This window comes from Marispirochaeta aestuarii (assembly GCF_002087085.1).
Classification (GTDB): domain Bacteria; phylum Spirochaetota; class Spirochaetia; order JC444; family Marispirochaetaceae; genus Marispirochaeta; species Marispirochaeta aestuarii.
Window position 1 is genome coordinate 19841 of record NZ_MWQY01000004.1, and the last position, 12640, is coordinate 32480.

General features: G+C 54.3%; 13 protein-coding genes. 2 read left to right on the forward strand and 11 right to left on the reverse strand.

Going from position 1 to position 12640, the window contains the following annotated elements; genetic code table 11:
• Nucleotide 1 precedes the first annotated feature (1 nt).
• The 7 genes from B4O97_RS04310 to B4O97_RS04340 all read right to left on the reverse strand — a co-directional run bounded on the left by B4O97_RS04310 (nucleotide 2) and on the right by B4O97_RS04340 (nucleotide 6771).
• Entirely contained in the window at nucleotides 2–706 is a 705-nt protein-coding gene (locus B4O97_RS04310; RefSeq protein ID WP_083048678.1) for an ABC transporter permease subunit, read from the reverse strand.
• A complete protein-coding gene (locus B4O97_RS04315) occupies nucleotides 703–1653 on the reverse strand; it encodes an ABC transporter ATP-binding protein (protein WP_083048680.1) in 951 nt (316 codons plus the stop codon). Before B4O97_RS04315 ends, B4O97_RS04310 begins: the two co-directional genes overlap by 4 nt.
• Before the next feature lie 91 nt (nucleotides 1654–1744).
• A complete protein-coding gene (locus B4O97_RS04320; RefSeq protein ID WP_083048682.1) occupies nucleotides 1745–2401 on the reverse strand; it encodes a class I SAM-dependent methyltransferase in 657 nt (218 codons plus the stop codon).
• A 54-nt stretch (nucleotides 2402–2455) separates the two neighbouring features.
• A complete protein-coding gene (locus tag B4O97_RS04325) occupies nucleotides 2456–2992 on the reverse strand; it encodes a PadR family transcriptional regulator (protein WP_083048683.1) in 537 nt (178 codons plus the stop codon).
• Between the two features lie 84 nt (nucleotides 2993–3076).
• Entirely contained in the window at nucleotides 3077–4870 is a 1794-nt protein-coding gene (locus B4O97_RS04330; protein ID WP_158084148.1) for a methyl-accepting chemotaxis protein, read from the reverse strand.
• A 219-nt stretch (nucleotides 4871–5089) separates the two neighbouring features.
• Nucleotides 5090–6019, reverse strand: coding sequence for a SufB/SufD family protein (locus B4O97_RS04335; RefSeq protein ID WP_233142907.1), 930 nt, complete (start codon nucleotides 6017–6019; stop codon nucleotides 5090–5092).
• A complete protein-coding gene (locus B4O97_RS04340) occupies nucleotides 6016–6771 on the reverse strand; it encodes an ATP-binding cassette domain-containing protein (protein WP_083048687.1) in 756 nt (251 codons plus the stop codon). The genes B4O97_RS04335 and B4O97_RS04340 overlap by 4 nt, the downstream gene beginning before the upstream one ends.
• Nucleotides 6772–6944: 173 nt before the next feature.
• Here B4O97_RS04340 and ftsH point away from each other — a divergent pair, with 173 nt between their 5' ends.
• Complete coding sequence (gene ftsH, locus B4O97_RS04345) at nucleotides 6945–8810, forward strand: ATP-dependent zinc metalloprotease FtsH (RefSeq protein WP_083048689.1); 1866 nt, start codon at nucleotides 6945–6947, stop codon at nucleotides 8808–8810.
• Between the two features lie 38 nt (nucleotides 8811–8848).
• Here ftsH and B4O97_RS04350 read toward each other — a convergent pair whose 3' ends face one another.
• The gene (locus B4O97_RS04350; protein ID WP_083048691.1) at nucleotides 8849–9370 is read right to left on the reverse strand and encodes a cyclic nucleotide-binding domain-containing protein; all 522 of its coding nucleotides are present in this window, start codon (nucleotides 9368–9370) and stop codon (nucleotides 8849–8851) included.
• A gap of 39 nt (nucleotides 9371–9409) precedes the next feature.
• On the opposite strand from B4O97_RS04350, the gene B4O97_RS04355 reads away from it, so the two are divergent.
• Nucleotides 9410–10336: a methylated-DNA--[protein]-cysteine S-methyltransferase gene (locus tag B4O97_RS04355; protein ID WP_083048692.1), complete on the forward strand. Its 927-nt coding sequence runs from the start codon at nucleotides 9410–9412 to the stop codon at nucleotides 10334–10336.
• Here the strand turns inward: B4O97_RS04355 and B4O97_RS04360 are convergent.
• From B4O97_RS04360 to B4O97_RS04370, 3 genes are all read right to left on the reverse strand, one after another.
• Entirely contained in the window at nucleotides 10333–10785 is a 453-nt protein-coding gene (locus B4O97_RS04360; protein WP_083048694.1) for a YhcH/YjgK/YiaL family protein, read from the reverse strand. The two genes, B4O97_RS04355 and B4O97_RS04360, sit on opposite strands and share 4 nt — an antisense overlap.
• Nucleotides 10786–10859: 74 nt before the next feature.
• On the reverse strand, nucleotides 10860–11828 hold the full coding sequence (locus B4O97_RS04365) for a D-2-hydroxyacid dehydrogenase (RefSeq protein WP_083048696.1): 969 nt from the start codon (nucleotides 11826–11828) through the stop codon (nucleotides 10860–10862).
• Between the two features lie 115 nt (nucleotides 11829–11943).
• The gene (locus B4O97_RS04370; protein ID WP_083048698.1) at nucleotides 11944–12639 is read right to left on the reverse strand and encodes a PrsW family intramembrane metalloprotease; all 696 of its coding nucleotides are present in this window, start codon (nucleotides 12637–12639) and stop codon (nucleotides 11944–11946) included.
• Between the last annotated feature and the right edge of the window lies 1 nt (nucleotide 12640).

Here is a 12640-nt window from a genome sequence, read left to right on the forward strand (position 1 = left end):
TCTACCTCCGTGCCTCTACGCCCCGGACAGCGCCGATCAGAAATACCAGACTCAAGGATATAAAATAGACGAAGGCGCGGGAATCCAGGATCCCCCGGGAGATGGTCTCGAAGTGGTAGCCGGCGCTGAAGTATTCCAGAAAGCCCACCAGGAGCGGAGGAAGGAATACCATGAAACTGTCCATGAAGGTCAGCACCAGGCAGATGGAAAGGGCGGTAACGAAGGCCACGATCTGGTTGCCCGTTCTTGAGGAGGCATAAAGCCCCACCGCGGTGTAGGCCGCACCGAGAAAGAAGGCGCCGAGATACCCCCCGGCAACCGGACCGGGATCGATATCCCCGGCAGGGGCGATCAGCAGCAGATAGAGCAGCGTGGGCCCCAGTAAACCGCAGAGTATCCCCAGGGCTGCAAGGTATTTTCCCACAATGATCTTTTCCGCTCCCGCCGGAAGGGTTATCAGCGTCTCGATGGTGCCGCTCTTGAACTCCTCGGAGAGCATCCGCATGCTTACCGCGGGAAGAAAGAAGGAGAAAAACAGGGGAAGCAGCCGAAAGAAGCCCCGCAGTTCCGCCCGGTCGAAGATGAAAAAGGTGGGAAAAAAGAATACGGCGTTTATCAGCAGAAACAGAGCAATGACAATGTAGGCCATGGGGCTCTGAAAAAAGGAAGCAGCCTCGCGTCGGGCAATGATCAGTACCGTCTTCATGCGGCACCCCCTTCTTCAGTTCCTTCAAGGGTTAGCCCCCGGAAGACATCCTCCAGAGAGTTCTTCTGCTGGCTCAGTTCATAGAGCTGCCAGCCCCTTTCCGCCACGCTGCGGGCAATAACAGGCCGCAGGTCCTCCTTCCCCTCCAGACTCAGCAACACCCCGGAAAGCCCGGCCTCGGCATCTCCGGCGGGATACGCATCCTTTACACCTTCAAGACTCCGCAGGCTCTGTTCAAGCTCCGCGGCGGAACAGCCGGAAACCTGAACCCGAATTGTAACGCTGCTGCCGAAACGGGCGGTCAGCTCCGTTGTGGGTGAGTCCGCCACCAGCCGTCCGTGGCTTACAATCATTACCCTGTTGCAGAGGGTCTCAACCTCCGGAAGAATGTGGGTGGAGATTACAACCGTCTTGGTCCTGCCGATCTCCTTTATAAGCCTGCGGACTTCAATTATCTGGTTCGGATCCAGGCCGGAGGTCGGTTCATCCAGAATAAGCACGTCCGGATCATGTATAAGGGCAAAGGCAAGGCCTACGCGCTGCTTGTAGCCCCGGGAGAGGTTTTCAACATTCTTGTGCATTACGTCTTCAAGGGCGCACATTCCGGCTACCGTTCTGATTCTCTCAATGCTGTCGATTCCATGCATGGCCGCAGCATAGCGAAGAAAATCGTAAACCATCATATCGCCGTAAAAGGGAGCCATCTCCGGAAGATACCCGATCATGTTCTTTACCTTTTCGGGTTCCGTCTGAACATTGATATCCCCTATCCGGACCGCCCCCCTGCTTGGTTCAAGGTATCCTGTTATCATTCGCATGGTCGTGGTTTTTCCGGCGCCGTTGGGTCCCAGGAGCCCGACAATTTCTCCCTTGGGAATGGAGAAGGACAGGTCGTCCACGGCGCAGAAGTCACCGAAGTAGCGGGTCACATTGGCAACATCGATCATTAATCGTGCCTCCTGCTATGAGAAAAATACGTTCTTCCTTCGTTTAACTGATAAAATACCGCAAAGACCCGTTTTTCTGCAAGATGTATTTCTATTTTGAGCCGGCAATCTCGATCCCAAAGGGAGTTTCTTTTATGGAACAGGTTCCAAAGCGTGTCCCGCTGAAAACAGCAGTGATTTCATGTGCCGTATAAGCCGCACGAACGGAAGTTTCAAGTCCCCTTTTAACGGCCTTCCCTTTTACCATGAGCTTCATAAAAAGAAGAATCAGCACATTCATGCTACGTTTCAGATCACTGATAAAGAATTTCCCTCCGGGTTTCAGAACACGGTAGATCTCGTCAATAACTCTGCCCGGATTCTCCCACTCATGGAGGGAGCCGTTGGAGAAAACCGCATCCACGCTCTCATTTTCCAGGGGAATATCCATAACGGTGGCGTGCAGGTATTCTGCACGTTCCTGCAGTCTGTACTCCTTCCTGTTCCTTTCGGCTACAGCGATCATGGCCGGACTGATATCCACCCCGACAAGGGAAGTATTCTCTGTCTCCTGCAGCCATTCAAGACCCAGGTATCCCGGCCCGGGACCCAGTTCAAGGACACGTCCAGACGAGATTCCTGCCTTCAGAATGCTCTTCGTCTCCATAAGCCCGCGGTCCCTGAGACCTCTCTGCATGATATCATACTGCTCCACCGTGGCTTCTTCCCGGATTCCTTCTGTTGTTTCGATCACTCTTTTCTTCTTCATCATTTTCTCCTTATATCATATTGTATATACAACCTTGTATATTGTGACAAAAAATTACAGCCGATCAAGCTCAATCCCCGCTAAAACCTCCTCAAGCCAGGCAAGTTCGGCCCTTACATGATGCCGGGTATGGGAAAAGATAGCCCCCGCAACAGGTGGAACCCTGGGATCGGAACGCATCTCCTTTTCATGCCCGCCAAGATAGTCGAGGGTCCGTCGTGTATCTTCAAGGCGTTTCCGGATAAACTTCAGCTGCTCTTCCCTGGACAACTCCTTCAGAAAGAACAGGGCAATGTCAAAGGGATAATAAACTCGGTCCTCCCTTGTCCAGGCGTCCCGCAGAAGAGAACGGAACTCATCCTTACCATCATCGGTCAGCTCATATACCCGTCGGGAGGGTCTGCCCTTCTCCTGTTCGACAGCCAGCTCCCGGACAAGCCCCTCCTCGGTAAGCTTTCGCAGAGCAAAGTAGATTGAACCGAAGGCGATACTCGTCCAGTCGCCCATGAACTGCTCAATTATGCTCTTGAGTTCATATCCGTAAAGGGGCCTCTCCTTGAGGAGTCCGAGTATTGCCAGTCGCGTTGACATTTCTTCCCTCACTATACAAGCTTGTATATTATCGATTGAAATCTGCGCAGTGTCAAGCCTATCCTTCGATGGAGAGGCCCTGAATCAGACCTTGAAGCGACGGACTTCCCGGATAAGAGACTCGATACTCTCCCTGTTCTCCCGGCTTATATCGTTGACCTTGTTTACGCTGATACTGATCTCCTCGGCTCCGGCGGCCATTTCGCTGATGCTTCCGTTTACCTCTTCGGTTATCCTGCTCAGCATTTCCGTCTCTTTCATGACCTCTCTGGTTCCGTTGAGCATTTCTTCGGCTCCCGACTGCACTTCCGTTGTTACACCGTTCAACTCTCCGATGGCACTCAGGATTTCCCGGCTGCCGGCACTCTGTTCTTCCATGGCGTTGCGGATTACCTGTTCCCGTTCAGATACGGTCTTTATTTTTCCGTCTATGTCCTCAAACTTCACCAGAACGGAAGCCGCGGCTTTATCGATTCCATCCATGGCGTCACGGATTTTCTTCAGGGCGGCGGAGACTGTTTTGGACTGGTTTCCGGAAGATTCCGCGAGCTTTCTTATCTCGTCCGCCACAACGGCAAAACCCTTTCCTGACTCACCGGCATGGGCCGCCTCGATAGCGGCGTTCATGGACAGAAGGTTGGTCTGACTGGCGATGTCCTCGATGACGGTGCTGATCTCCAGCAACTCCTCCGACTCCCGGGCAATTCTGCGGATGCTGGCGGAAACCTCCTTCAGATCCTCACGCCCTTCAGCAGAGGCGTCACTCAGGCGAATTACGTCTTCCGAATTGTCCGCCAGGATTTTACTTACCGAGGAAATATTCGACAGCATCTCCTCTATTGCCGAGGAGGACTGGGTAACACTGGCGGCCTGCCGTTCGATAAGGGAGTTTAAATCCCGGATATTCCCGGTGATCTGTTCAATAACGGCACTTGTTTCCGTTGCCCCGGCCGCCTGGCTTTCCGTCTGATTTCTGATGCTCTGGATATTGGCACTGATCTGGTTAATCGAAGCGGCTGTCTCCGTCATGTTGGAAGCCAGTTCAATACCAACCCTGGACAGAACCTCCGTTTGTTGCGTAATCAGGCGTATTAAATCCGAGACTTTTATGAAGGTCTTGTTCAGTACACGGGCCATGGTACCTATTTCATCAAAACTCCTGAAATCAAGCCTTCGGGTAAGGTCTGTGAGCTCCCCCTTTCTGATCTCATTGAGCATTCCCACCACCTGCCGCACGGGAGCGATGACCTGTCCGGCCAGGATCCTGATATTGAGGGCGGCGATTACGAGAGAAACAAGCAGCACAACAGCGTTTTTCCGTATCAGCGAGGAAAGGACCAGCCCTTCCCTAAAGGAGTTGAGCACTGCGATATTGAAGATAAAAAGAAAAAACGTCGCTCCAAAAAAGGTATAGATGGTGCTGATGCCGAGCTTCCAGCGGAAGCTGACCACCGTCTCCTTGCTGTCGCTATCCTTTTCGGCAATGAACTTCTCCAGCATCCTCGTGCTTATCATGATATGGGGAACGCTGAACAGGAAGATCAGGGGTATTGAAAGAAGGTTCGACAGGATAATTTGCTGAAGGGAGATTCCATCTATCCCGAACAGTCCCGTATTCGGCCCTATGAAGCAGAACACAAAAATCGACAGAAGGTAGAAATTCGGAATGCCGCGCCGTTTCTCCCGGCGCAGGAGCTTCCCCCGGAGAATGAAAAAAATACCTGCAATAAAAACGAGAGCATACACTCCCTGCAGCGGGTTTGTAACAACCGTCTGAAAAGTGTCCCCGGTCAGAATACCGCTGTAATTGACAAACAGGTTCCAGACCAGAGGGGGAACAAGATATCCGGTCAGATAGATAATGAGTAGTCTCTTCATAACAGGGATACTATACTTGACATTTTGGAAGCTGAGAAGGGTGGATGGAATTATCCGGAGCATGCAGGAGATTGACCTGAGGGAGAAACTCCTGCGCTATCCCGTACCGGAAGGGCTTACACCGGACGCCACAAGCCGGTATACGAAGGGTGTAAAAATCCGCCCTGAAGAACGACACTGGAGCATTTTCCGGGACCTGTGTTCTTCAGGGCATTCGGATCAGCTCAGCAGGCCCTGGATAATCAGGTCCGTCGCGTCTTCCTCGTCCAGTCCCCTGGCCATAAGGGTCTGGAGCTGTTTTGAATCCACCGAACCGATGGCCGCTTCATGGGTCACGTGGGCCAGGGGATGGTTTACCGAAACGATGGGAATCGCCCTGGCCTTACCCCGGTCCTGAACAATCTCCTTGCAGTCCACATGCCCCCTGCAGCCCGGGGCATTGGCGGAAAGATCGCTGTAAATCTCCGCGGAGGCATCCCCCCGTACCGCCAGGTGGCTGACCAGGACCCCGGTGGCCCCTTCTCCGTTGAGTTCCGCAGCCTCCCTGATCTTTACCCTGTCATCTTCCCGGGCGTAGATCCTGGCAAGCATGTCCAGCTGGCTGCGGGCTTCAGCTGTTGCAGAATAGTCCATGTCCAGAATGCCCACCCGCCCCTTTAACAGCTCGAACTCGGTTTTAAACCGGGCACCTTCCGCCAGGCGTATCACCGATTTGGGTACCACGTTAATCCCTCCGTTCTCGGCGTGTACATGGCGTTCAAAATAGGAGTACCTGGCGTTGGGGCCGACGTTCAGGCGGGCGTCCATCAGATGCTGTACATCCACGGCATTGGGAAAGCTGCAGTGGGCCAGAAAGGAGACCGCAGCGCCCTCTTCAACGTCCACGGCCATGTCGATCTTCTGAATCCCTTCCTCAGGGAGCATGCCGAAGCAGAGGTGTACCGGCTTTTCGAAGCGGTAACCCGCCTCGACCCGAACCCGTACTATGATGCCGTCCCCGGAAGTATCCGTCTCCAGGTAAAAACCGGGGACGGAGCCGGAACCGAGTATACGGTTTCCGTCTATCTCCAGATGGGCGGTCCCGTCAAGATTGTGCTTGTGCATGTTGATTGAGGAGAGAAGTTTCTCCAGGGCGGGATCAGCGCTCACTGAATGCCTCCTTTTCCGTCGAAAAGCTCCGTCAGTTCCGGGGCATTCTTGTGGGTGCAGGGGATGCACTTGCCGCCGAAATAGGCCAGCATTCTGGCGGTGGGACCCTTGTCCATCAGGTTTCCGTGACAGAGCAGAAAAGCATGGTCCGATCGGCGTAAGACCTCGGCACTGTGGGTTATCAAAATTATGGTGGTTCCTTTCTCCCTGAGCTGATCTATGACGCTGAAGATATAGTTGACCGCCTCGATATCCACCCCTGAATCGGGTTCATCCATCAGCACGACCTCCGGGTCCATGACGATTATGGATGCAAGCTCTATGCGTTTCCGTTCGCCTCCGCTCAGGGTCTTGTCCACCCGTCGGCTGCGATAGCGCCCGGGAGAGAGCCCCACCAGCTCCAGGGCTGCGTCGATCTCCTGAACTGAGGCGCCGGGCTTTCCGGCTCCTATGAAGGCGCCCACCCCCAACCCCTCGAATCTGGCAGGTTCCTGCCAGGCCAGGGTAATCCCCAGCCGGGCCCTCTGGTTCACCGTCAGTCCCTTTATGGATTTACCCTTGAAGCGAATATCTCCTTCGTGGTGTTCATAGCCCGCCAGTCCCATGATCGTCATGGCCAGGGTCGATTTACCCGCACCGTTGGGCCCCACCACGGCGTGTACATGGCCTTCCCAGAAGTCGAGATCAAGGTTGTTCAATATGCGATGGCCGTCCAGTTCAAGACTGACCTTGTCAAATTCGAGAATTCCCATTTTAAATCCTTGTATGATAGTCCTTCCCCCATACTACTCCTATTTCCGGGGCTTTCACAAGATTGAACGGTCCCGACGGAAGGTAATTTGCCAAATAGTTCCAGTTGTTCCAAATCATGAGGGCACTGATACTGTTGACTTCGACGGTGCCAATCGCTACTTTTAATACCAACATGCAAACACCAGATAATGAACACAAGGGGGACTCCCCCAAAAACAACGGGAATTTTCCCTTTCCCTTCGGCAACGGTAAATTCAGATTCAATCCGTTTCTGCTCGGAATTCTGCTGCTCTTTCTTGTTCCGGGTATCGTAAACTTCATGATGCGGGACACAACGTCCAACCGGATCAGCTACAGCCGTTTCCGGGCAATGGTCCAGGAAGGAGCTGTCTCCCAGGTTACCGTAACAGACCGTACCATCGAAGGTATGAGCGATATCGGGCCCTTTGTCACCTATTATCCCTCCTTCGGGGATGAGGCCCTTATGAACCTGCTGGAATCCAATAACGTTGTGGTGGAGACTAAACCACCCCAGGATTTTTCGATGCTCTCGATAATCCTGAACCTTCTGCCTTTGCTGCTCCTGGTATGGATCGGCCTGCGGATGTTCCGGGGAATGAACAACCAGGGAAAAAATATCTTCAGCGTGGGTCAGAATAAAGCCAAGCTCTTCGAAAAGACCAAGGAATCCGTCCTTTTTAAAGACGTTGCCGGCCTCGACAGCGCCAAGGAAGAGATCCAGGAGGTGGTGGATTACCTGAAATCCCCGGACCGTTACGCCTCCATGGGGGCCAAGATTCCCCGGGGAATCCTGCTTGTCGGTCCTCCCGGTACGGGCAAAACCCTGATCGCCAGAGCCATTGCCGGTGAAGCGGACGTTCCCTTTTACCACATCAGCGGTTCCGATTTCATGGAGATGTTCGTGGGCGTCGGCGCCTCCAGGGTGCGGAACCTCTTCGCCGATGCCAAGAAGAACTCACCGTCCATCATCTTCATCGATGAGCTCGACTCCGTGGGACGCCACAGGGGCGCAGGACTCGGCGGCGGTCACGACGAAAGGGAGCAGACCCTGAATCAGATGCTCTCGGAACTGGACGGCTTTGAAAAAAACGACTCCACCATTGTGCTGGCGGCCACCAACCGTCCGGACATCCTTGATCCTGCACTGCTGCGTCCGGGCCGTTTTGACCGACGGATCACCATCGGGCTGCCGTCAATGAAGGACCGGATCAAGATCCTGGAGATCCACGCCAACCATAAACCCCTGGCGGATGACATAAATATGGAGAAAATCGCCCAGGGAACCCCCGGATTTTCCGGAGCGGAGCTGGAGAACCTTCTGAACGAATCGGCCATCCTGGCCACCCGCCGCAGGGTCGAAAAGATCACCATGGAACTTATCGAAGAGGCCCGGGACAAGGTAATGATGGGACTGGAACGGAAAAACCTGACGGTTACCGAAGAAGAGAAAAGGATAATCGCCTACCACGAGGCAGGCCATGCCGTGGCTGCCGCCGCGCTGCCGAATACCGATCCCCTCATCAAGGTTACGGTAATTCCCCGGGACTACGCCATGGGCGTGACGGTCCAGATGCCCAAGGAGGAGCAGTATATCTACAACAAGCATTATCTGACCGACCGGTTGAAGGTCCTGCTGGGCGGCCGTTCGGCGGAGATGCTGGTCTTCGGCAACGAGACCTCCGGGGCCGCCAACGACCTTAAGGAGGCATCGAAACTCGCCAGAAAAATGGTAACAGAGTGGGGCATGGGAGAGACCCTGCAGCTTTTAACTGCCAACCAGGACCACACGAACGTTTTTCTTGGGGAGCAGATCGCCCAGGGCAGAGAGTTCAGCGAAGCTACAATGCAGGAGATCGACAAGGAGATCAGAACACTGCTATCCAAGGCCTACGAGGCCACCAACGAGCTCCTGACCCGTTTCCGCGCGGCCCTCGACCAGGTTGCAGATCGTCTTTTAAAGGAAGAACAGATCTCCGGAGACGAGGTCAACCGGATAGTCGCAGAAATCGCCGGATAGAATAATGGGGGGTGTCTAAAAAACAGACACCCACTCATTCAGTTCCCCGCAAGCTGGGCCACCAGGGCGTCCACGTCGTCCTGGTGGATATCCGCCCGGCGTTCAAAAGCGAGCTCCTGGTTTGCAGCCCGGAGTTTTCGCAGCAGGCTGTAGATAATCAGCATAAGGATCTTGTTTCCCGCCCTGGGATAATCCCTGATGAACTCCATCATTTCCGGCCGCTGTATTCGCAGCAGCACTGTATCCTCCGCGGCAATCACATCGGCGGTGCGTTTGAGCTTCATGAACATGGCCGCTTCACCGAATACATCCCCCGGGCCTATGGCGCTGATAAAGACATCGCTCCCTTTCTGCTGGACGGTGACGTTGACAGTCCCCCTGATCACAATAAAAAATGACGGGTCCACGTCCCCCTCGAGGACAATCTTTTCGTTTTCGGTATAGGAGATAATCTCCGATCGCTCGGCAAATTTGGCAATTTCATCATTATTTAATGGGCGGAACAGCAGCAGAGAACGAAGCTCGCCGCTGTATTTCTGTTTATCTGATAATCTCTGCATCCGGTGTCTCCTGTTAATCAGTATAATAATAATCGCCGAATGCGCAAGGAACGGAATGATTTTTTCGATTCCAGGACATATACTGTCATCATCATGGATTCAGACAGGGAATATACGCTAAATCTTCAGGATTACCGCCGCATTGAAGCGGCCATCTCCCTTATGAAGGAGGAATACCCCAGGGGAATCGACAGCCGGACTGTCGCCGGGCATACAGGGCTTTCGGAATTCCATTTTCGAAGGCTTTTTCGCCGCTGGGCAGGTATTCCCCCGGAGCGCTTTATCCGCTACCTGGCGAAGGAGCATGCCCTGACGCTGATTCGCGAATCAGCTTCCTACCTGGAATCAGCCCTGGAGGCGGGGTTCTCGGGACCCGGCCGTTTTGCAGAGGCCTGCCTGAGCTTTGAAGCCATGACGCCAAGGGAACTTCGTTCCCGGGGAGCAGGCATGACCCTCCGCTGGGGTACCGGGGATACCCCCTTCGGCAGGGCGATACTGGTTACAAGCGAAAGGGGTATTACAGACCTGGCATTTCTGGAGGGAGAACTGCTGGAACATCCCCTGGGAGCCGTCCGCGGCGGTCTTGAGCGGGCGGATTACAGGGAAGACCGGGAAATGGCGTCGAGGCTTTTTCAGCGCATATTCAGTGAATCCGGCGGGGGGGATCAGGTGCTCCATCTGCGGGGTACAAATTTTCAGATAAAGGTCTGGGAAGCACTCCTGCGGCTTCCCTTCGGGGGGGCCACAGACTACGGGAGCATCGCTTCTGCCCTGGGAACTCCCGGCGCCGCCCGGGCCGTGGGCAGCGCAGTGGGGGCAAACCATGTGGCCTGGCTGATACCCTGTCACAGGGTCATTCGGCGAATGGGAGAGAGCGGAGACTACCGCTGGGGGGCCTTCCGCAAACAGTGCATGCTTGCCTGGGAGGCCTCCCGGGTAGAACAGATGCAGCGCAGGGATGACTAAAGGGCGACCTTAACTACTATCTTGAGTACATCCGAGGGAGCGCCGGCAGAAAGTTTGGGAGCGTGGGCATCGTCGGGCAGAAAAACGGCGAAATCCCCCGCTTCAAGAAGCAGCCGGGAGGCTTCTTTCATCTCGAAAAAAGCGACATCCCTGTCTTCACTGTAGGGGGTCTTTACCGTCATTCCCTCTGCATAGCAATAATCGATCCGCTCCCGTCCTTTCAGAATCACCTGGATGTCCGCGTAACGCTTGTGGGTCTCCAGAGCACCCTCCGACGGGTCCTTGGTGGTGTATTTCTGCACCAGGGCATATACGGCATCCCCGTTTACGGTAATTTTACCTTCTTCGAGTTCCTCGGCCTTAACCGAGGCCAGAAATTTGAAGGCGTCGGCAAAATTTTTGCCCAGAAAGGTGTATTTTTCTCCATTGGTCAAACGGTCCTGAACCATATGAACCTCCTGTTGTTTTCTTCAGTATATACGAAACAGGCGGGGGCAGGACACTGCCCCCGGCATGAAAAAGTTCAGATTCCGTTAACCGAGTTCCGGGTCTTTCCGTCCAGGAAAGCCCTGACGTTCTCCACCGCCGTATTCATGAGCCGACTTCTGGCATCCAGGGTCGCCCAGGCGATGTGGGGGGTAATGCTGAGGTTCGGGACCCCGTACAGAACATTATCCTTTTCCGGGGGTTCGGTGGTCAGCACATCGAGTCCGGCTCCGGCAATATCACCGTTCTTCAGGGCAGCGGCCAGGTCTTCGGCGACGATCAGCGGTCCCCGGGAGACATTCACCAGGTAAGCGCTTTTCTTCATGGTTTTCAGGCTTGCACTGTTTATGAACCCCGTATTCTCCTGAGTAAGGGGGCAGTTCAGGCTGACAAAGTCGGACTCCTTCAAAAGCTCCTCTATTGAGGTAAAACGGAAGCCCTCCCAGTCAGGCGGATTCCCCTGGTAGACATCATGAGCCAGGACCTTCATACCGAAGGCGTCGGCCATTTTACCCAGGGCCCGGCCAATCCGGCCGAAACCGATAATACCCATTGTTTTTCCCGCAAGTTCGATCAGGGGGAAATTCCAGTAGCAGAAGTCCTCTCCACCGGCCCAGTCTCCGGCCATGACTGTATCGGAGTGCTCCTTTACATGGTGGCAAAAATGCAGAATATGCGCCATGGCCATCTGGGCCACCGAAAAGGTGCCGTAGGTGGGGATATTGGTAACCGGAATACCCTTCGAGGCGGCGGCTTCGGTATCTACCACATTATAGCCGGTAGCCAGGACACCAATGTACCTGAGACCGTCAAGGGACTCTATCGTTGCTTTGGACAGGGGGGTTTTATTGGTCAGAACAATCTCTGCGCCTTTCGCCCGTTCCAGGATAGTTTTTTCATCAAAGGGGGTACGGTCGTATACCTTTACCTCGCCCATAGCTTCAAGATTTTTCCAGCTCAGGTCACCGGGATTCAAGGTATACCCGTCAAGCACAACAATCTTCATTACAGACTCCTCCGTTGCAGTATATGTATTCTGGATAAGCAGGGTTACTGCCGCTACAGGATTCCACAGTGAAGAAGAGCGGGTCAAGAGGTACCGGCAGTCGGGAATCGCCGATTCAGATACCCCTCTTCCGGTCCGCGATCTCCGCCCGGCGCAGGCGTTCCCGCACCATGCGGACCGCGATAAACAGTAGCGGAAATACAGTCAGGGCAGACAGGGCTCCCCAGAAGGGAACCATGAACAGCAGGAAATTGTAGGTCCCATGGATAAATACCGCCAGAAAGAGGCCGCCGCTTATAAGCCGTTGTTCTTCATCGGCGGTCGGGGCAAAACGGGCCATTCCCAGGGCGTATCCCAGGAGTGCCGAACAGACGGCATGCAGAGGAACCGCTGTAAAAGCCCTGGTCAGGGCAACGGTTATACCCCCGGATGCAACATAGATGATGTTCTCAAGGCAGGCAAACCCGAGCCCCGCGGCTACGGTATAGAGAATACCGTCCATAACCTCGTTAAAGTGGGCACGCCGGTAGAGGAAATAGCGTACAACCATCAGTTTTATGCCTTCCTCACACAAGGCGGCCACAACAAATGCCTCCAGGACCGCCAGATACAGGGGGTTGGTAAACCAGGGACTGAAAAAGGCGTCCACCAGGATTTCAAGAACGAGTACAGGAATTGTGGAAAAGACCCCCAGAACAAAGGCCCGCAGAATCTCCCCCCGGGGTTCCGGCCGTCTGCGGTCAAAGCGCATAAACAGGAGGACCAGCACGAGAGAGGGAATAATTGCCATGATTATCGGTACAGCTGACATT

Coding starts and splice junctions, on each gene's coding strand:
- B4O97_RS04310 (WP_083048678.1), bottom strand. CDS start 706: ATGAAGACGGTACTGATCATTGCCCGACGCGAGGCTGCTTCCTTTTTT.
- B4O97_RS04315 (WP_083048680.1), bottom strand. CDS start 1,653: ATGATCGATGTTGCCAATGTGACCCGCTACTTCGGTGACTTCTGCGCC.
- B4O97_RS04320 (WP_083048682.1), bottom strand. CDS start 2,401: ATGAAGAAGAAAAGAGTGATCGAAACAACAGAAGGAATCCGGGAAGAA.
- B4O97_RS04325 (WP_083048683.1), bottom strand. CDS start 2,992: ATGTCAACGCGACTGGCAATACTCGGACTCCTCAAGGAGAGGCCCCTT.
- B4O97_RS04330 (WP_158084148.1), bottom strand. CDS start 4,870: ATGAAGAGACTACTCATTATCTATCTGACCGGATATCTTGTTCCCCCT.
- B4O97_RS04340 (WP_083048687.1), bottom strand. CDS start 6,771: ATGGGAATTCTCGAATTTGACAAGGTCAGTCTTGAACTGGACGGCCAT.
- ftsH (WP_083048689.1), top strand. CDS start 6,945: ATGCAAACACCAGATAATGAACACAAGGGGGACTCCCCCAAAAACAAC.
- B4O97_RS04350 (WP_083048691.1), bottom strand. CDS start 9,370: ATGCAGAGATTATCAGATAAACAGAAATACAGCGGCGAGCTTCGTTCT.
- B4O97_RS04355 (WP_083048692.1), top strand. CDS start 9,410: ATGCGCAAGGAACGGAATGATTTTTTCGATTCCAGGACATATACTGTC.
- B4O97_RS04360 (WP_083048694.1), bottom strand. CDS start 10,785: ATGGTTCAGGACCGTTTGACCAATGGAGAAAAATACACCTTTCTGGGC.
- B4O97_RS04365 (WP_083048696.1), bottom strand. CDS start 11,828: ATGAAGATTGTTGTGCTTGACGGGTATACCTTGAATCCCGGTGACCTG.
- B4O97_RS04370 (WP_083048698.1), bottom strand. CDS start 12,639: ATGTCAGCTGTACCGATAATCATGGCAATTATTCCCTCTCTCGTGCTG.